16 protein-coding genes and 1 pseudogene are annotated in these 16,826 nt (G+C 61.2%); 14 read left to right on the top strand and 3 right to left on the bottom strand.

From position 1 onward, the window contains the following. Positions 1-26 precede the first annotated feature (26 nt). The 9 genes from rimP (at position 27) to HMPREF2935_RS11625 (ending at position 9,544) form a co-directional block, all read left to right on the top strand. A complete protein-coding gene (gene rimP, locus HMPREF2935_RS11660; protein ID WP_061923141.1) occupies positions 27-593 on the top strand; it encodes a ribosome maturation factor RimP in 567 nt (188 codons plus the stop codon). Further along, positions 590-1,606 carry a transcription termination factor NusA gene (gene nusA / locus HMPREF2935_RS11655; protein ID WP_061923138.1) on the top strand — a complete coding sequence of 339 codons (1,017 nt, stop codon included), beginning with the start codon at positions 590-592 and terminating at the stop codon, positions 1,604-1,606. The genes rimP and nusA overlap by 4 nt, the downstream gene beginning before the upstream one ends. A gap of 129 nt (positions 1,607-1,735) precedes the next feature. Further along, positions 1,736-2,047 carry a YlxR family protein gene (locus tag HMPREF2935_RS12885; protein ID WP_082778614.1) on the top strand — a complete coding sequence of 104 codons (312 nt, stop codon included), beginning with the start codon at positions 1,736-1,738 and terminating at the stop codon, positions 2,045-2,047. 164 nt (positions 2,048-2,211) lie between these two features. Further along, positions 2,212-5,061, top strand: coding sequence for a translation initiation factor IF-2 (gene infB, locus HMPREF2935_RS11650; RefSeq protein WP_070733321.1), 2,850 nt, complete (start codon positions 2,212-2,214; stop codon positions 5,059-5,061). A gap of 168 nt (positions 5,062-5,229) precedes the next feature. Next, positions 5,230-5,673 carry a 30S ribosome-binding factor RbfA gene (gene rbfA / locus HMPREF2935_RS11645; protein ID WP_070733318.1) on the top strand — a complete coding sequence of 148 codons (444 nt, stop codon included), beginning with the start codon at positions 5,230-5,232 and terminating at the stop codon, positions 5,671-5,673. Between the two features lies 1 nt (position 5,674). Next, positions 5,675-6,667 (top strand): DHH family phosphoesterase, encoded by a 993-nt coding sequence (locus HMPREF2935_RS11640; RefSeq protein WP_070733315.1) that lies wholly within the window; start codon positions 5,675-5,677, stop codon positions 6,665-6,667. A 5-nt stretch (positions 6,668-6,672) separates the two neighbouring features. Then, positions 6,673-8,019 carry an MATE family efflux transporter gene (locus tag HMPREF2935_RS11635; RefSeq protein WP_179294358.1) on the top strand — a complete coding sequence of 449 codons (1,347 nt, stop codon included), beginning with the start codon at positions 6,673-6,675 and terminating at the stop codon, positions 8,017-8,019. A gap of 29 nt (positions 8,020-8,048) precedes the next feature. Then, a complete protein-coding gene (locus HMPREF2935_RS11630; protein ID WP_070733313.1) occupies positions 8,049-8,876 on the top strand; it encodes a metallophosphoesterase family protein in 828 nt (275 codons plus the stop codon). Beyond that, entirely contained in the window at positions 8,876-9,544 is a 669-nt protein-coding gene (locus HMPREF2935_RS11625) for a 4'-phosphopantetheinyl transferase family protein (protein ID WP_070733310.1), read from the top strand. The genes HMPREF2935_RS11630 and HMPREF2935_RS11625 overlap by 1 nt, the downstream gene beginning before the upstream one ends. A gap of 29 nt (positions 9,545-9,573) precedes the next feature. Here HMPREF2935_RS11625 and truB read toward each other — a convergent pair whose 3' ends face one another. Then, entirely contained in the window at positions 9,574-10,467 is an 894-nt protein-coding gene (gene truB / locus HMPREF2935_RS11620; protein ID WP_061923122.1) for a tRNA pseudouridine(55) synthase TruB, read from the bottom strand. A 37-nt stretch (positions 10,468-10,504) separates the two neighbouring features. Between truB and HMPREF2935_RS11615 the strand changes: the two genes are divergently transcribed. From HMPREF2935_RS11615 to HMPREF2935_RS11600, 4 genes and pseudogenes are all read left to right on the top strand, one after another. Further along, entirely contained in the window at positions 10,505-11,530 is a 1,026-nt protein-coding gene (locus HMPREF2935_RS11615) for a bifunctional riboflavin kinase/FAD synthetase (protein ID WP_070733308.1), read from the top strand. Continuing rightward, the gene (locus HMPREF2935_RS11610; protein WP_070733306.1) at positions 11,531-12,463 is read left to right on the top strand and encodes a nucleoside hydrolase; all 933 of its coding nucleotides are present in this window, start codon (positions 11,531-11,533) and stop codon (positions 12,461-12,463) included. A gap of 167 nt (positions 12,464-12,630) precedes the next feature. Next, a complete protein-coding gene (rpsO, locus tag HMPREF2935_RS11605; RefSeq protein WP_070733304.1) occupies positions 12,631-12,900 on the top strand; it encodes a 30S ribosomal protein S15 in 270 nt (89 codons plus the stop codon). Positions 12,901-13,008: 108 nt separating this feature from the next. Beyond that, positions 13,009-13,322 (top strand): annotated as a pseudogene (locus tag HMPREF2935_RS11600) (DUF4288 domain-containing protein). Positions 13,323-13,335: 13 nt separating this feature from the next. Here HMPREF2935_RS11600 and HMPREF2935_RS11595 read toward each other — a convergent pair. Further along, positions 13,336-13,848: a CPBP family intramembrane glutamic endopeptidase gene (locus HMPREF2935_RS11595; protein WP_061923112.1), complete on the bottom strand. Its 513-nt coding sequence runs from the start codon at positions 13,846-13,848 to the stop codon at positions 13,336-13,338. A gap of 156 nt (positions 13,849-14,004) precedes the next feature. Between HMPREF2935_RS11595 and HMPREF2935_RS11590 the strand changes: the two genes are divergently transcribed. Beyond that, positions 14,005-16,245, top strand: a complete 2,241-nt coding sequence (locus tag HMPREF2935_RS11590) for a polyribonucleotide nucleotidyltransferase (RefSeq protein WP_070733302.1) — start codon at positions 14,005-14,007, stop codon at positions 16,243-16,245. Positions 16,246-16,402: 157 nt separating this feature from the next. On the opposite strand, the gene HMPREF2935_RS11585 is transcribed toward HMPREF2935_RS11590, so the two are convergent. Next, on the bottom strand, positions 16,403-16,801 hold the full coding sequence (locus tag HMPREF2935_RS11585) for a VOC family protein (protein WP_061923103.1): 399 nt from the start codon (positions 16,799-16,801) through the stop codon (positions 16,403-16,405). Positions 16,802-16,826 lie beyond the last annotated feature (25 nt).

Genomic DNA, 16,826 nt, shown 5'->3' with positions numbered 1-16,826 from the left:
TACACGTAACAGTTAGGCTAGAGCGCATGGCTTTTCCAGATGCAGAACAATTAACTGAACTACTCCAACCATTGCTGGAGCCCCGCGGACTCGACGTGGAGGACGTAAAGACCACCAAGGCGGGAAAGAAATCCCAGGTCATCATCCGCATCGATGGTGATACGCGCCCGAGCTCCGATGTCCTGGAAGAAGTCTCCAATCAGATCTCCCAATTCTTCGATGCCAAGGAAGAATCAGGCGAGTTGAACTTTGGCGCAGGCTACACCCTGGAGGTCTCTACCCCGGGCGTCGATCTGCCATTTACCGCCCCGCGCCACTGGCGCCGCAACCGTGGCCGCCTCGTCGCATTTGAAACCACTCCGGGCCAGACCGAAGTGGCTCGTATTGGTGCGCTTTCCGCGGATGAGGCTGCGGTAGCGCTTATCACTACGGTGAAGAAGGACGTCCAATTCCGCATCGAGCGATTGGAAAATATCCACCGCGCGGTGGTAGAAATTGAATTTGCTAAACCTTCTGCGGACGAGCAGGAGGCAGCGCAGCAGACGTTTGAATACGCCGAGCAGAACTCGGCAACCCGAGAGGATGAAAAGTGAATATTGATCTAGAGGCACTCCGTACGATCCAGAACGAGCGCGGCGTCCACGTCAAGGACCTGCTCGAAGCGATCGCGAGTGCCTTGTTGTATTCGTACCTGGATTATCGCAAGCAGTCGGCAGAAACCAAGGCGGAGGGCACCAAGTCCCGCGTAGACATAGACGCCGACACCGGTGCAGTTTCCGTCATCGTCACGGAGACCGACCTGGAAACTGGCGAGACTTTGAGCGAATACGACGATACGCCAGAAAACTTTGGTCGCTTCGGTGCGCAGGCAGTGCGCGAGGCCATCATCCGCAAGCTGCGCGAGGCAGAAGCCGAGCAAACCTATGAGTCCTATTCGGAACTGACTGGGCGCGTCGTATCCGGCGTCGTCCAGCGCGATGTGCGCGCCAACGAGCGCGGCGTCGTTGTGGTCCAGCTCGGTACTGAACTGGATTCCCAGGACGCTATCTTGCTGCCCGCTGAGCAGCTGCCGGGTGAGAAACTCGAGCACGGTGACCGTATCAAGGCATATGTTGTGGGAGTTACCCGCAACGGCGCGCAGGTGCAGATCACCCTTTCGCGCACCCACCCGGAGCTGGTGCGCGGCCTGTTCGAGCTGGAAGTCCCTGAGGTGGGCGACGGCACCGTTGAGCTGGTGGCCATCGCGCGTGAGGCCGGACACCGCTCCAAGGTGGCAGTGGTGGGCCACGCCAAGGGGCTTAACGCCAAGGGTGCCTGCATTGGTCCACGCGGCCAGCGCGTCAACAACATCATGCGTGAGCTCGGCGGCGAGAAGATCGACATCATCGACTACAGCGAGGACCCAAGCGTCTACGTGGGCAACTCCCTGGCGCCGTCTAAGGTTGTCCGCGTTGAGGTCATCGACCACGAAGCACAGGTTGCGCGCGTGACCGTTCCGGATTACCAGTTGTCTTTGGCAATTGGTAAGGAAGGCCAGAACGCCCGCCTGGCGGCGCGTCTTACCGGGTGGAAGATCGACATCCACTCCGATGCAAAATCCAACTAGTAGTCGAGCTGCACAGGGATAAAGGTACTAATTAAGGTTCTGCCAGGTTTTCGCGTAAGCTAGATAACGGCCCACATGCAGAAAAGCTGTGGCGTTTTTCAGGTAAGCGCGAAAACGTAAGGGAGTTGGATGTCACTGAGACAACCACAGTCAGACCCTCACGTACGTATTCGTACCTGTATTGCTACGCGCCGCCGCTTTCCCGATACGCAGCTATTGCGTGTTGTCGTTGACCGCGATGACCCAAGCGGCCGACGTGTCGTGGCGGATCCGCGGCGCCGCCTTCCCGGAAGGGGAGCCTGGATTAGCCCGGAACTTTCTGCATTAGAGCTGGCGGAGCGCACCCGAGCATTTCGGCGCGCGCTTCGGTTATCCACTGACGTGGATACAGGTCACGTACGTGAGTACCTGGAGAAGTTGGCGAAAGCCGGCGAATCATAGGTGCATTCGTGAAGGCACCGCGCCTTCACGAGCCAGAGTTAAAGGAAGACCGAACACTGATGAGCGCACAACGATGAAGCATCAGCGATGAAAGTCCATAGCCATTAACTAGGGGTCAGGCCACTTCCAGGCCTTGGCTCCTAGTAACGATCACAAGGAGACAAGTGCCCGGAAAGCTACGTGTTCACGAGCTCGCAAAGCAGCTCGGAGTAACCAGCAAGGAACTACTCGCTACGCTCAAGGAGCAGGGCGAATTCGTCAAGACTGCTTCTTCTACCATTGAACCTCCAGTGGTAAAGAAGATGCGCGCCCACTACGAGGCGCAGTCCGGCGGCGAGAAGCTGGCCGGTGAGAAGTCGGCAGAGAAAAAGCCTGCCGCAAACAAGGCTGCCAAGGACGCTAAGTCAGCTAAGGCTGCAGGCGCTGCCAAGGCAGAAAAGCCTGCAGCTAACGCGCCAAAGCCAGGCGCACCGAAGCCAGGCGCCCCGAAGCCGGGAGCTGCCAAGCCAGGTGCAAAGCCTGCCGCAAAGGATTCCGCTTCCGCACAGGCAGAGCAGAAGTCCGCTGCCAAGCCAGGCGCCCCGAAGCCAGGTGCTGCTAAGCCGGGCCCGAAGGGTGGCCAGAAGCCACAGGCAAACGGCGCGGACAAGTCCGCTTCTAAGTCTGCCCCGAAGCCGGGCGCAGAACGTCCAAACCCAGGCAACGCTATGCCTCGCCCCATGCCGAAGCCGGGCGGCACCCGCCGCGTGGCCAACAACCCGTTCTCCACGGGTGGTGGCGAGGGCGGCCGTCCAGGACCACGTCCGGGCGGCTCCAAGGGCCAGCGTCCTGGCGGTAAGCCAGGCGATAACCGCGGCGGCAAGGGCGGCGGACGCTCGGGCCAGGGCGAGGGCAACCAGCGTCAGGGGCAGGGCGGCGGTCGTCGTCCATCGCCGGCCATGATGCCTTCGCGTCCAAACCCGGCAGCCATGCCGTCTAGGTCCTCCAACGGTGGCGGCGGTGGCCGCGGCCGCGGTGGGCGTGGCCAGGGTGGACCAGGCGGTCCAGGTGGCCCAGGCGGCTTCCGCGGTGGCGGACGCGGCGGACGTCGCGGCGGTACCGCAGGTGCATTCGGCCGTCCAGGTGGCGCACCGCGTCGCGGCAAGAAGTCGAAGCGTCAGAAGCGCCATGAGTTTGAAGAGCAGCAGAAGCATGAGGTAGGCGGCGTACGCCTGCCTGACGGCAAGGGCAAGACCATTCGTCTGCGCCGCGGTGCTTCCTTGGCTGACTTCGCAGAGAAGATTGGCGCAGATCCGGCAGCACTGGTGCAGGCACTGTTCAACTTGGGCGAGATGGTTACCGCAACCGCCTCCGTTTCCGAGGAAACCCTGCAGCTGCTCGGCGCTGAGATTCACTACGACGTCCAGGTCGTCTCCCCAGAGGACGAGGACCGTGAGCTGCTCGAGTCCTTCGACCTGAAGTTCGGTGAGGACGAAGGCGGCGAAGAGGCGCTGGAGAACCGTCCTCCAGTTGTTACCGTCATGGGTCACGTCGACCACGGTAAGACCCGCCTTTTGGACTCCATCCGTAAGACCAACGAGCGCGAGGGCGAGGCCGGCGGCATCACCCAGGGCATCGGTGCATACCAGACCACCGTTGAACTGGAAGATGGCGAGCGCACCATCACCTTCCTAGATACCCCGGGTCACGAGGCGTTTACCGCTATGCGTGCACGCGGTGCGAAGTCCACTGACTTGGCAATCCTGGTTGTCGCAGCAGATGACGGCGTCATGCCGCAGACCGTTGAGGCAATCAACCACGCCAAGGCTGCGGACATCCCAGTCGTGGTTGCAGTCAACAAGATCGATAAGCCAGAGGCTTCCCCGGACAAGATCCGTGGCCAGCTCACCGAGTACGGCCTGGTGCCGGAGGAGTACGGCGGCGACACCATGTTCGTCGATATCTCTGCAAAGCAGGATCTGCACATCGACAGCCTGCTTGAGGCAGTCATCCTGACTGCTGATGCAGCGCTTGAACTGACTGCGAACCCAGAGATGGACGCACAGGGCGTTGCCATCGAGTCTCACCTCGACCGTGGCCGCGGCCCGGTTGCCACCGTCATCGTCCAGCGCGGTACCCTCCGCGTTGGTGACTCCATCGTCGTTGGCGATGCGCACGGCCGTGTCCGCCGCATGCTTGACGAGTTCGGTAACGACGTCGAAGAGGCTGGTCCGTCCCGACCGGTTCAGGTCCAGGGCCTCAACGGTGTTCCGGGTGCCGGCGACAACCTGCTCGTGGTGGAAGATGACCGCGTGGCACGCCAGATTGCTGCACAGCGTGATGCTCGTAAGCGTTCCGCTCTGCAGGCAAAGGCTCGCAAGCGCGTTTCTCTCGAGGATCTGGATGCAGTTCTCAAGGAGACCTCGACCCTCAACCTCATCCTCAAGGGCGACAACGCCGGTTCGGTGGAAGCCCTGGAAGATGCGTTGTTGGACATCGAGATCGACGACGAGGTACAGCTCAACATCATCGACCGTGGCGTTGGTGCTGTAACCCAGACCAACGTCTCCCTGGCAGCGGCTTCCGACGCAATCATCATCGCCTTCAACGTTCGCGCTGAGGGTAAGGCAACTGAGGAAGCTAACGCCGAGGGCGTGGATATCCGCTACTACACGATTATCTACCGCGCCATCGAAGAGGTCGAGGCTGCTCTCAAGGGTATGCTTAAGCCAATCTACGAGGAGCGCGACACCGGTGCTGCGGAAATCCGCGCGCTGTTCAAGTCCTCCGCTGTCGGCACCATCGCGGGCTGCATGGTTACCGAGGGCAAGGTCAAGCGCAACGGCAAGGTCCGTCTCGTTCGCGATGGCAACGTCATTACTTCCGACGCCAAGATCGAGTCCCTGCGCCACGAAAAGGACGACGCAAACGAGATCAACGCCGGCTACGAGTGCGGTATGGTCCTGTCTTACCCGGACATCCAGGTGGGCGACCAGATCCAGGCCTACGAAGAGGTCGAGGTTCCGCGTACCTAGTCCGCAAGCGGCATAAATAGAATCGCCAGGTGTTTCCCCGATGGGGGAAGCCCTGGCGATTTTATTTGCAGCTTCTGCTGCAGGGCATGCATGCGGAGTAATGTAAGATGAACACGATTTTATAGATCTTGGTAGAGATCGCTAGTTCGACGGAGAAGGAGTTGCACCATGGTTGACCACGCGCGTGCTGCACGAATGGCCAAGCGTATTCAGGAAATCGTGGCGAGTGCTATCGAACGCGATATCAAGGATCGTCGCCTCGAGATGGTGACCATCACCGATACTCGCGTCACGGGCGATCTCCACGATGCCACCGTTTACTACACCGTGCGCGGCAAGGACATCGACTCCGAGCCGGACTTCGACAAGGCAGCAGAGGCACTCAACCGCGCGAAGGGCCAACTGCGCAAGATTGTGGGCGATCAGCTCTCCGTGCGCTTTACCCCGACGCTCGCCTTCGAGGTCGATACCGTTCCGGAGGCTTCCGCCCACATGGAGGATTTGCTGGAGCGCGCCCGCGCCCGCGATGCCGAACTTGCCAAGCTGAAGGCCAACGCGAAGCCGGCTGGAGACGCGAACCCATACAAGGATTCCGATCGGGAAGAGGCCTAGGGTGCGCCGCGCCGATTATCAAGGCGCCGCCGACGCCTTGATAGAAGCGAGCAGCATCTGCATCATTACGCACCTGCGCCCCGATGCGGATGCTATCGGCTCTGCCGCCGCGTTGAACCTGGCGTTGCGCCAGCGGGGCAAGCAGACCCGCACCGTCATCGGCCAGGAACGCCCGATTTCGAACGATCTTTTCACCATCCCTGCCGCCGACGAGATTGAGCTCGTCAACACCCTGCCAAAAGGCTATGACCTTTATGTCACGGTGGACTGTGGTTCCATCGACCGCACCGGCGCTCTCATGGGGGAGTTGGAGAAGATGGCGGGCACCGGCCGGGTACTGTGCATCGACCACCACGCATCGAACCGCGGTTTCGGTTCCATCAATCTGATTGATCCGGAGTGCGAGTCCACCACTGTGGTGCTTCTCGACGTCCTCGATATGCTCTCCGTGCAGATCGATCGCGGGATTGCGCATTGCCTTTATGCCGGTCTGGTTACCGACACCGGCAGCTTCCGCTGGGGCCGGCCAGCCATGCACGACATCGCTGCCCGCCTGATGTTCTATGGGCTCGATACCAAACAGATCGCAGTGGAACTGATGGACTCCAACACCGCCGACGACGTGCAGATGGTCGGCCGCGTGCTGTCTGGTCTGCGCATCATCGAAGCTGGCGAGCACCGCCTCGGCACGCTTATCGTGCCCGTTGAGGAAGTACAGTCGCATTCCGATTCCGCCGTGGAATCCATGGTGGACTTCGTTCGCGCGCTCAAAGGCACCGACATGGGCGTGGTGTTCAAAGAGCAACGCGCGGGAGTCTGGGCGGTGTCGCTGCGTTCTTCCACCGTTAACTGCGCGCAGGTGGCGCTCATGTTCGACGGCGGCGGGCACATCCCGGCGGCCGGCTATACGGCCCTGGGTAAGCCAGAAGAAATCATTGCTCATCTCGTCGACGCACTTGCCGCTTACGACGAAGAAAATGCTGTAGGGGAGTAACCGTCATGCGGTGCGAACAGGACAATGCTTCGGCAGAAGCAGAAGATACTTCGAAGCCAGGTAAGGCAGTCACCCGCGTGAGCGCTGGTGAGGTATTTCGCCTCGCATTTCCGGCGCTCGGCGTGCTCGCTGCCATGCCGCTCTACCTATTGTTGGATACGGCAGTGGTGGGCCGCTTGGGCGCGCATCAGCTGGCCGCACTCGGTGCAGCGGCGACCATCCACACGGTTGTCACCACCCAGCTGACTTTTCTTTCCTATGGCACAACCGCGCGCGCCTCGCGGCTTTTCGGCGCCGGTAAAAAGGACGAGGCCGTAGCCGAAGGCGTACAGGCCACCTACGTGGCCATCGGCGTGGGCATGACTCTGGCGGTCATCATGTGGTTGGGCGCAGGGCACTTTGCGCGTTGGCTAACCGGCAATCCAGAAACTGCCCAGTACACCGCGCTGTGGCTGCGCATCGCCGCCTTCGCTATCCCGCTCAATCTCACCGTGATGGCAGGCAACGGTTGGATGCGCGGCGTTCAAAACACTGTAAAACCGCTGCTTTTTACCCTGGCCGGCCTCATTCCTGGCGCTATCGCTGTGCCAGTATTCGTCCACCAGTGGGGCCTTGCCGGCTCCGCCCTGGCCACCGTGCTGGGCATGGCTATCATGGCCGCGCTATTTCTGCGCGAGCTTCGCCGTGAGCACGTGGGCTCCTGGCGGCTGCAGTGGGGCGTCGTCAAGCGCCAGCTCGTGTTGGGCCGCGATCTCATCGTGCGCTCTGCCAGCTTCCAGGTGGCCTTCCTTTCGGCCGCCGCCGTGGCTTCCCGCTTCGGAACGGCCCAGCTCGCCGCGCACCAGATCATGATTCAGCTGTGGAATTTCCTAACCCTCGTGCTGGATTCTCTGGCCATCGCCGCCCAGGCGCTGACCGGCGCGGCGCTCGGCGCGGGCTCGGCCAAGCACGCGCGCAGCGTCGGCACCAAGGTCACTTTCTACTCCACGGCCTTTGCGCTCGGGCTCGGCGCAGTCCTAGCCCTGGGCATCGGCATCATTCCTGCGCTTTTCACCACCGATGCAGTGGTGCGCGAGGTCATCCGGCTGCCGTGGCTCATCATGATTGCCATGGTGGTTCTGGGAGGCGTGGTCTTTGCACTCGACGGCGTCCTGCTCGGCGCCAGCGATGCCGCCTTCCTGCGTACGCTGACCATTGTTTCGGTGCTCTGCGGATTCCTACCCGGCGTGTGGACGGCCTACGCCTTGGGCGCGGGCCTGCCCGGCGTGTGGTGCGGCCTTGCGCTGTTTGTTTTCATCCGTTTCCTTGGCGTGGTCTATCGCTTCCGCTCGATGCGCTGGGCCGTGGTCTAACCTGAAAGGGAAGAAGAAAGGAGCACGCCATGGCCACCTTATGGGCGGTGTCAGATCTTCACGCGGCAGTGCGTGCTAATTCCAGCCGCATCGATGAGCTCGACCCGCAAGATCCTGCCGATTGGCTCATCGTGGCCGGTGACGTGGCCGAGCGCACCGAACTCGTACTGCGCATCCTCACCAAGCTTTCGCGGCGCTACGCCAAGGTGATCTGGGTGCCGGGAAACCACGAGCTCTTCTCGCGTTCCCAAGATAGGTGCCAGGGCCGCGCCAAGTATGACGAGCTGGTGGAGGGCTGCCGCGAAATCGGCGTGGTGACTCCGGAAGACCCATATCCCGTCTTCGGCGGGGTGACCATCGTGCCGCTGTTTACCCTTTATGATTACAGCTTCCGCCCACCCGGCACCACCGTCGAGGGCGCCCTAGAGCGTGCCCGTGAACGCCAGATTGTCATGACCGATGACTTCGCCATCGCTCCCTTCGTCGATGTTCGCGCCTGGTGCTGGGATCGCCTTGCCTATTCCATCAAGCGCCTTTCCCGGGTAAGTGGGCCTACGGTGTTGGTCAATCACTGGCCGCTGGTTCAAGAACCCACGCTGCGCATGGCGTGGCCGGAAATCGCCCTGTGGTGCGGCACTCGCCATACCCGCTCGTGGGCGCGGCGCTATAACGCGCAGGCGGTCATCTACGGTCACCTGCATCTGCCCGGCCGCACCAACGTCGATGGGGTAGACCACATCGAGGTCTCACTGGGCTATCCCCGCGAGTGGGAGGCGCACGGCCATCTCCAGCAGTGGCCCTATCCGGTCCTACACAGTGATGAGCCCGCGTCCTCGGCGCTTGAGGAGGTGCGCTAATGCTGGAACCACACCTGTTCCCAGATACCGCCCGCTACTGCTACGTGCGCACCGACTCTGCGCTTACGGATTTGATGAATTACACGCAGCTGGACCCGCAGGAGCAATCCTTGGTCTCCCAGGCAGTTGACGTGCGCAAGGCGGAATTCGGAGACGCCCGCTGGTGCGCGCATCGCGCTTTGCAGGAGCTGGGCTGTGCAAGTCAGGAGCCCATCATGCGCGGCGAGCGGGGCATGCCGCTGTGGCCGCACGGCTATACCGGTTCCATGACGCATACAGAGGGCCTGCGCGCGGCGGTAGCGGCTCCGAGTAAACATGTGCGCTCCATGGGCCTCGACGCCGAACCCGCCGAGCCACTGCCCGATCACGTGCTGACCATGATTGCGCGCGCAGGGGAGATGGCGCAGTTAACGCAGCTTGCCGACGCCGGGATTGCCTGCCCCGATCGCCTCTTGTTCTGCGCCAAGGAAGCCACGTACAAAGCGTGGTTTCCCATGACACATCGCTGGCTGGACTTCGACCAAGCAGAGATCGACCTGCGCCTCGATGGCACCTTGATCTCCTATATCTTGGCCCGGCCGACCCCCGTGCCGCTGATTGGCGGCCGCTGGATTATCCGCGATGGCTTCGTCATCGTCTCCACGGTGGTGCCCGCGGTGGGCTTTTAGTGGTGGGCCCTCAATAGCCCACCACGGGCTTAAAGCGTCGACGGCCGCGCCACGAATACCGTGGCCAGGCGCTTTCCTTTTTCCTTGATGAGCGCAATCGAGCGACCATCAGGATCTACCGCCGCATAGGTGCCCTTTAGCCCGCGCGGCTCGAGCCATTTGCCCATGGCTAGCGCCTTTGCCTCGTCTTCGGTGACCTGAAGGACAGGGTAGGAGCGGGCGAGCGCCTCGTCGAGGCTAAGCGATAAGGCCGGAGCCTCTGCAAGCTCGTCGAGAGTGCGGGCGTCGCCAAGCTTAAAAGGCCCTACCTCCGTGCGGCGCAGGGCGGTGAGGTGACCGCCCACGCCGAGCGCCTCACCTAGGTCGCGGGCGAGGGAGCGAATATAGGTGCCAGACGAGCAATCAACGGTGACGTCGAGGTCCAGGTACTCACCTTCGATACGGTGGGCGAGGATGTCGAAGCGGCTGACCGTAACCGGGCGGGCGGGGATTTCCACCTCTTCGCCCTCGCGCACGCGCTCGTGGGCGCGCTTGCCGTCGATCTTGATTGCAGAGACCGCGGCGGGGCGCTGCATGATGTCACCGGTGAGAGCTGTGACCTCTTTATTGACCTGCTCCATATCGAGTTCGCTTGCAGGCTCGCCCCAGGTGCGCTCGCCCTCGGCGTCGTCAGTATGCGTCGCCATGCCAAGGCGAATAGTGGTGTCGTAGGACTTGGTTGACGCGACCATGTGCGCGAGGAACTTGGTGCCGCGTTCCAAACCGACCACCAAAACGCCGGTGGCCATCGGGTCGAGGGTGCCTGCGTGGCCCACCTTGCGGGTGTGAAATATGCGGCGGAGGCGGCCCACCACATCGTGTGAGGTCATGCCTTGCGGCTTGTCCACTACCACCAGGCCAGAATTTGCGAGCGCATCAGTCATGCCCTGCAGTCTATTCCACGCCTCGCCGTGCATTAGCATGGTGGCCGTGGATATTTGGTACGGAATCGACAGCATCCCCGGTGACTTTGGCCCGACTGCGGTGACCATCGGTGTCTTTGACGGCGTACACCGCGGCCATCAGCAGCTGATCAATAATGCGGTGAGCTATGCGCGCGCAAAGGAATTGCGCACGGTGATGGTGACTTTTGATCCGCACCCCGTCGCGGTCTTCCTCCCGGAGCGCGCGCCGCTGTCCGTGGTGACGTTTGAGCGCCGCCTGCAGCTGGCGGAAGAGATGGGCATCGATGCGGTGCTCGTCATCGACTTCACCAAGGAGCTTGTGGGCACGACTCCGCAGCACTACGTCGAAGACCTGATTGTGGGAAAGCTGCATGCGCGTCACGTGGTCGTGGGGGAGAATTTCACGTTCGGTGCGGGCGCGAGCGGCACGGCGGACGCGATGGTGGAGTTCGGTAAAACCCATGGCTTTAGCGTCGACGTGGTGCCGTTGCTTGACGACGCCGGGGTGCGAATCTGCTCCACAAATATCCGCGCCAACCTGGCGAAAGGTGAGATTTCCAAGGCTAACTGGGCTCTTGGCCGCCACTTCTCAGTGACTGGCCCGGTGGTGCGCGGTGCCGGGCGCGGCGGCAAGGAGCTCGGTTTTCCCACCGCCAATCAGTACTTCCCGGATAGCGTGGCTATTCCGGCCGATGGCGTCTATGCGGGCTGGTTCATCCTGGAGCCGGCTGAGGCGCCCGTCGAGGGCAACATGGACCACGGCGTGGCTTATGCGGCGGCGATCTCCGTGGGCACGAACCCGACCTTCGGCGACGAAGAACGTTCCATCGAGTCCTTCGTGCTGGATCGCGATGCCGATCTCTATGGGCACGTGGCCACGGTAAAGTTCGTGGATCATCTGCGCGACATGGTGAAGTTCAACTCGGTAGAAGAGTTGCTGGACGCGATGGCAGCAGATGTGGCCAAGGCACGTGAGGTCCTCGCCGAGGATGCTAAGGCCCGCGGTTGGGAGAAGGACGAGTACTTCCTGCAGGAGGGCTAAATGAAGGTCATTTTGGATCTCGATACCGGGATCGACGATGCCCTGGCGCTGGCCTATGCGCTGGCGCACCCAGGCCTCGAGCTCATCGGCGTGACGGTGACTTATGGCAACGTGCCTGTGGAACTGGGCGTGCGCAATACCTTGGTGCTGCTGGAGCTGCTCGGCGCGGGCGACGTCCCGGTCTTTGCCGGTGAGCAGCCGGCGGGATTCCAGGTCAAGCCAATTTCCGCCTTCATCCATGGCCGAAACGGTATTGGCGACGTCCTGCTTCCGCCGCCGCGCGGGCAGGTACAGGAAGAATCCGCGGTGGAGTTTCTGTGCCGGGCGGCGCGTGAACATGGCGAAGACCTGGTGATTATCCCGACTGGGCCGTCCACCACGATTGCGGCGGCGCTGAAAGCTGAACCGGCACTCGCGGATACTCGCATCGTCATGATGGGCGGCGCCCTGACCGTGCCGGGCAACGTCACCACCTGGTCTGAGGCCAATGTGGCGCAGGACCCCGCTGCCACGGACTTCCTCTTCCGCACTGCACGCGATGTCACGATGGTGGGCTTGGATGTTACGCTGCAAACGCTTCTGACCACTGCGGAGACACGGCAGTGGCGTGGGCTCGGTACGCGGGCCGGACGCGTTTATGCGGACATGCTCGACTATTACATCCGCGCCTACGCCGCCATCGAACCGGACCTGGGCGGTTGTGGCCTGCATGATCCGCTCGCGGTGGCCGTGGCGGCAGACCCTAGCCTGGTCACCTGCTTCGATACCAACCTGGCCTGCGAAACTACTGGCACGACCCCTGGCCGCACCATCGGCGACGTTGCCAGGATGCAAGAACTACACAAGGCTGCCCACGTGGCAGTAGATGTGGATGCCCCGCGTTTTGTGGCCGAGCTGATGGACAAGCTCGATTCGCTTCTGCAACAGCATTAACGTGCAGAAAGTGGCGTGCCTTCCTGCGGATTGTGCCAAGAAGCCGCAGTTTGGGTTTGGGGCAGAAAAGCTGTTAGAGTTATCCCTTGGCTTTGTGACTGCGGTCCGCAGCAGTTAAAGGCGCTAAGAATTTCATGCGGACTGAAATACAATAGGAGAAATCCAACATGGCTTTGAGCACTGAGAAGAAGGCAGAGATCCTCAAGGAGTACGGCCTGCACGAGACCGACACCGGCTCCCCAGAGGCACAGATCGCTCTGCTGACCTCCCGTATCAACACCCTGACCGAGCACCTGAAGTCCCACAAGCACGATCACCACTCCCGTCGTGGTCTGCTGCTGATGGTCGGTCGTCGCCGCGGCCTGCTGAAGTACCTCGCAGCTAACGACATCGATCGTTACCGTGACCTCATCTCCCGCCTGGGCCTGCGCCGCTAAGCCTTTCGGTAGCTTTCAGACCCCGTCTTCGGACGGGGTTTGTTGCGTTTTAGGGCCGCCTCGATCACGAAGCAGGTATCGCGGCCCCAGAGGCGGTAGCTTGGCACCATGGAACCTTATATCGGCATTGTCGTTTTGAACTTGAATCGGTAGAGCCTAGCGAGCCGTCGTATTTCCGGGAAGATTTTGTCCTCGTCCGCGCCACAGACGACGATGAGGCGCGCGCGAAGGTCGAGGCGCTGGCGCGTAGCCAAGAATCGGCAGAGCATCCCACGAGCGTGATGCGCCACATCGTGGATGTCGCGCCCGCACTCGACGGCACGGTCGAGGGAGACGTGGACCTCTACGCGCGCCACTTTGCGTCGCTTGAGGACTATGCGCGCTTTGAAATGATGCTGGGAGGGCGCGACCCGTTCGCCTAGTCCCGAGCGTGGGCTACACGAGGAGCACTGCCGTGAGGATGTTGATGGTAGCGTGCACGGCGGCGCCGGGCCATAGAGAAGCACTTTTCTCGCGCAGCCAACCCATGGCGAAGCCGGTGGCAATCTGCAAAACAAAGAGCGGGATGAGGCTGATATCCAGCATGGCCAGCGGTAGGTGGATGAGGCCGAAGAGGAGGCCCTGCACTGTAATTCCCGCGCCGGCATTCCAGCGCTGGGTGATAATTCCTTGTAGAAAACCGCGGAAGAAGATTTCTTCGCCCACCGCGCGCAGCGCCATCGCAAGGAATCCCATTGCCGTTGTTGCAGTCGTGGTCTGCGCGACAACCTCCGCCGGCGCAGGCAACAAAGCGAGGTAGCTCAGCACCAGCAATACGAGCAGCATCACCGCTGCCCACGCCCACCCGCGCGCCCATGGACGTCCCAGTCCGCAGACGGCGACTGCCGGCTGGCGGCGCAGGAGAAGGTAGATGAGTGTGGGAAGCGACCACAGCAACAACATGACCATGGTTTAAGTCTAAGTCTGTACCGCGAGTCGGGGAGCGTGATGTTCGACATAATCCCAGGAAAGCTGCTAAAATCGCTACTCGTTGTAGAAACCTAACCATTTTTAACCGGCGGCACCGATGATCGCCAAAGAAACCTCCAAAGGAGAACGACTTTAATGAGCGCTAAGAACGCCGTTGAGTTCAACATTGATGAAGAATTCGGTATCACCGAAGCAATCGCCACCCTTGACAATGGCGATTTTGGCACCCGCACCATCCGTTTCGAGACTGGCCAGCTGGCTCGTCAGGCGGGCGGCTCTGTGACCACTTACCTGGACGAGGACACCATGCTCCTGTCCACCACCACCGCCTCCAACCAGCCGCGTGAGGGCTTCGACTTCTTCCCTCTGACCGTGGACGTCGAGGAGCGCATGTACGCAGCCGGCAAAATTCCGGGCTCCTTCTTCCGTCGCGAAGGCCGTCCTTCCACCGAGGCCATCCTGGCCTGCCGTCTGATTGACCGTCCACTGCGTCCGACCTTTGTCAAGGGCCTGCGCAACGAGGTGCAGGTCGTTGTCACGGTGCTTTCCATGGCGCCGGAGGAGTACTACGACGTCATCGCCATCAACGGCGCATCTGCTTCCACCCAGCTTTCCGGCCTGCCGGTATCCGGCGCCGTCGGCGGCGTGCGCATGGCGCTTATCGCTGATGACAAGCATCCAGAAGGCCAGTGGGTTGCGTTCCCGAACCACGAGCAGCACGAGCGTGCGCTGTTCGAGATGGTCGTCGCCGGCCGCATTGTGAAGAAGGGCCGCAAGGAAGACGTTGCCATCATGATGGTCGAGGCAGGCGCCGGCATCAATGTTGCAGAGCGCATCAAGGAAGGCGCACCGGCACCGCAGGAATCCACCGTTGCCGCAGGCCTTGAAGCAGCAAAGCCATTCATCAAGACCCTCTGCGAGGCGCAGGCAGGTCTGGCTGAGCGCGCAGCGAAAGAAACCCAGGAGTTCCCACTCTTCCCGCCGTACACCGATGACGTATTTGCCGCCGTGGAAAAGGCAGCCTCCAAGAAGCTGGAGAAGCTGATGACCATCCCCGGCAAGCAGGACCGTGACGACGCTACCAACGAGTACATGGAGCAGGTCGAGGCGGATCTCCTCGAGAAGTTTGAGGATGAGGATGCCTCCAAGCAGATCCGCGCTGCGTATAACGCTGTCATGAAGGCCATCGTGCGCAAGAAGATCCTCACCGAGGGCTTCCGTATCGACGGCCGTGGCGTCACCGACATCCGTGACTTGGGCGTTGAGGTTGACCTCATCCCACGCGCACACGGTTCCTCCCTTTTCGAGCGCGGTGAGACCCAGATCCTGGGCGTTACCACCCTGGACATGCTCAAGATGGAGCAGCAGATCGATTCCCTGACCCCGGTCACGGGCAAGCGCTACATGCACCACTACAACTTCCCGCCGTACTCCACCGGTGAGACCGGCCGCGTTGGCTCCCCGAAGCGCCGCGAGATTGGCCACGGTGCTCTTGCCGAGCGCGCGCTGCTGCCGGTCATCCCTTCCCGCGAGGACTTCCCGTACGCCATCCGTCAGGTCTCTGAGGCCCTCGGCTCCAACGGTTCTACTTCCATGGGCTCCGTTTGTGCTTCCACGCTGTCCCTGTACAACGCTGGTGTTCCGCTGAAGGCTCCGGTTGCAGGTATCGCAATGGGCCTGGTTTCCGGTGAGGTAGACAGCAAGGAGAAGTTCGTCGCTCTGACTGACATCCTGGGCGCCGAGGATGCATTCGGTGACATGGACTTCAAGGTCGCAGGTACCTCCGAGTTCATCACCGCGCTGCAGCTGGACACCAAGCTCGATGGCATCCCGTCCAAGGTCCTGGCTAAGGCACTGGAGCAGGCTCGCGACGCCCGCGCCACCATCCTGGAGACCATGGCTGAGGTCATCGAAGGACCAGACGAGATGTCTGGTCTGGCTCCGAAGATCACTTCCGTGAAGATTCCGATCAACAAGATCGGCGAGCTCATCGGTCCGAAGGGCAAGACCATCAACTCGATTACTGAGGAGACCGGTGCTGAGGTCTCCATTGAGGAAGACGGCACCGTCTACATCTCCGCCGCAACTGGTGAGGCCGCCGACGCCGCGATCGAGAAGGTTAACTCCATCGCTAACCCGCAGCTGCCGAAGGTCGGCGAGCGCTTCTTGGGCACCGTCGTTAAGACCGTAGCCTTCGGCGCGTTTGTCTCCCTGACCCCAGGCCGCGATGGCCTCATCCACATCTCGAAGCTCGGCGGCGACGAGCGCATCGAGAAGGTCGAGGACGTCGTCAACGTCGGCGATAAGATTCAGGTCGAAATCGCAGACATCGACAACCGCGGAAAGATCTCCTTGGTTCCAGTCGAAGAGGCTTAAGGCTTCAGGCTTTAGGCCTTATGACCTAAAGCCTTGAGCATTCCAAAATAGAAAATCTCCTCCGCTCAACATCTGCTTAAAGTTTAAGCTGGCGCTGCTATTGCGGCGTGAAATGTTGAGGGAGGAGATTTTTGTGTCTTGTTAGTTTTGAAAGGCTTTAATGCTTGAGCTGGACTAGCTGAATCAGGTTGCCCACTGTGTCGTCGAAGACGGCGATGATGGAAGGGCCGACGTCGGTTGGCTCCATGGTGAAATTAACGCCCTTTGCGCTGAGCTTTTCGTACTCGGCCTGCACGTCCTCAGACAGGAACTGGGTAAACGGAATGCCGTCTTTTTTGAGTGCCTCGGTAAAAGGAGCTGCTGCTGGAGGGCCATTGGGCTCTAGCAGGAGTTCGATGCCGCTTCCGTCGGCTGGACCGGAGGCGTTGGTGACAGTGAGCCAACGGAAGTCGCCGTGCGTGACATCGTCTTTGACCTTGAATCCCAAGGTGTTGACGTAGAAATCGTGGGCGCGAGCGACGTCGTCGACAAGCACGGAAGCAATATAGATACGCATGGCACAAAGTCTGCGTTGCCAACTG

This window comes from Corynebacterium sp. HMSC076D02, assembly GCF_001813815.1.
Lineage (GTDB): Bacteria > Actinomycetota > Actinomycetes > Mycobacteriales > Mycobacteriaceae > Corynebacterium > Corynebacterium simulans.
Note: the sequence above shows the minus strand (reverse complement) of the source record. Positions and strands in the feature narration are given on the sequence as shown.

Excerpts from the sequence above, each read along its gene's own strand:
- rpsO (WP_070733304.1), top strand. The coding sequence starts at position 12,631 with ATGGCTTTGAGCACTGAGAAGAAGGCAGAGATCCTCAAGGAGTACGGC.
- truB (WP_061923122.1), bottom strand. The coding sequence starts at position 10,467 with ATGACTGATGCGCTCGCAAATTCTGGCCTGGTGGTAGTGGACAAGCCG.
- rbfA (WP_070733318.1), top strand. The coding sequence starts at position 5,230 with ATGGTTGACCACGCGCGTGCTGCACGAATGGCCAAGCGTATTCAGGAA.
- HMPREF2935_RS11630 (WP_070733313.1), top strand. The coding sequence starts at position 8,049 with ATGGCCACCTTATGGGCGGTGTCAGATCTTCACGCGGCAGTGCGTGCT.
- HMPREF2935_RS11635 (WP_179294358.1), top strand. The coding sequence starts at position 6,673 with ATGCGGTGCGAACAGGACAATGCTTCGGCAGAAGCAGAAGATACTTCG.
- rimP (WP_061923141.1), top strand. The coding sequence starts at position 27 with ATGGCTTTTCCAGATGCAGAACAATTAACTGAACTACTCCAACCATTG.
- HMPREF2935_RS11595 (WP_061923112.1), bottom strand. The coding sequence starts at position 13,848 with ATGGTCATGTTGTTGCTGTGGTCGCTTCCCACACTCATCTACCTTCTC.
- HMPREF2935_RS11590 (WP_070733302.1), top strand. The coding sequence starts at position 14,005 with ATGAGCGCTAAGAACGCCGTTGAGTTCAACATTGATGAAGAATTCGGT.
- HMPREF2935_RS11615 (WP_070733308.1), top strand. The coding sequence starts at position 10,505 with ATGGTGGCCGTGGATATTTGGTACGGAATCGACAGCATCCCCGGTGAC.
- HMPREF2935_RS11625 (WP_070733310.1), top strand. The coding sequence starts at position 8,876 with ATGCTGGAACCACACCTGTTCCCAGATACCGCCCGCTACTGCTACGTG.
- HMPREF2935_RS11585 (WP_061923103.1), bottom strand. The coding sequence starts at position 16,801 with ATGCGTATCTATATTGCTTCCGTGCTTGTCGACGACGTCGCTCGCGCC.
- HMPREF2935_RS12885 (WP_082778614.1), top strand. The coding sequence starts at position 1,736 with ATGTCACTGAGACAACCACAGTCAGACCCTCACGTACGTATTCGTACC.
- HMPREF2935_RS11610 (WP_070733306.1), top strand. The coding sequence starts at position 11,531 with ATGAAGGTCATTTTGGATCTCGATACCGGGATCGACGATGCCCTGGCG.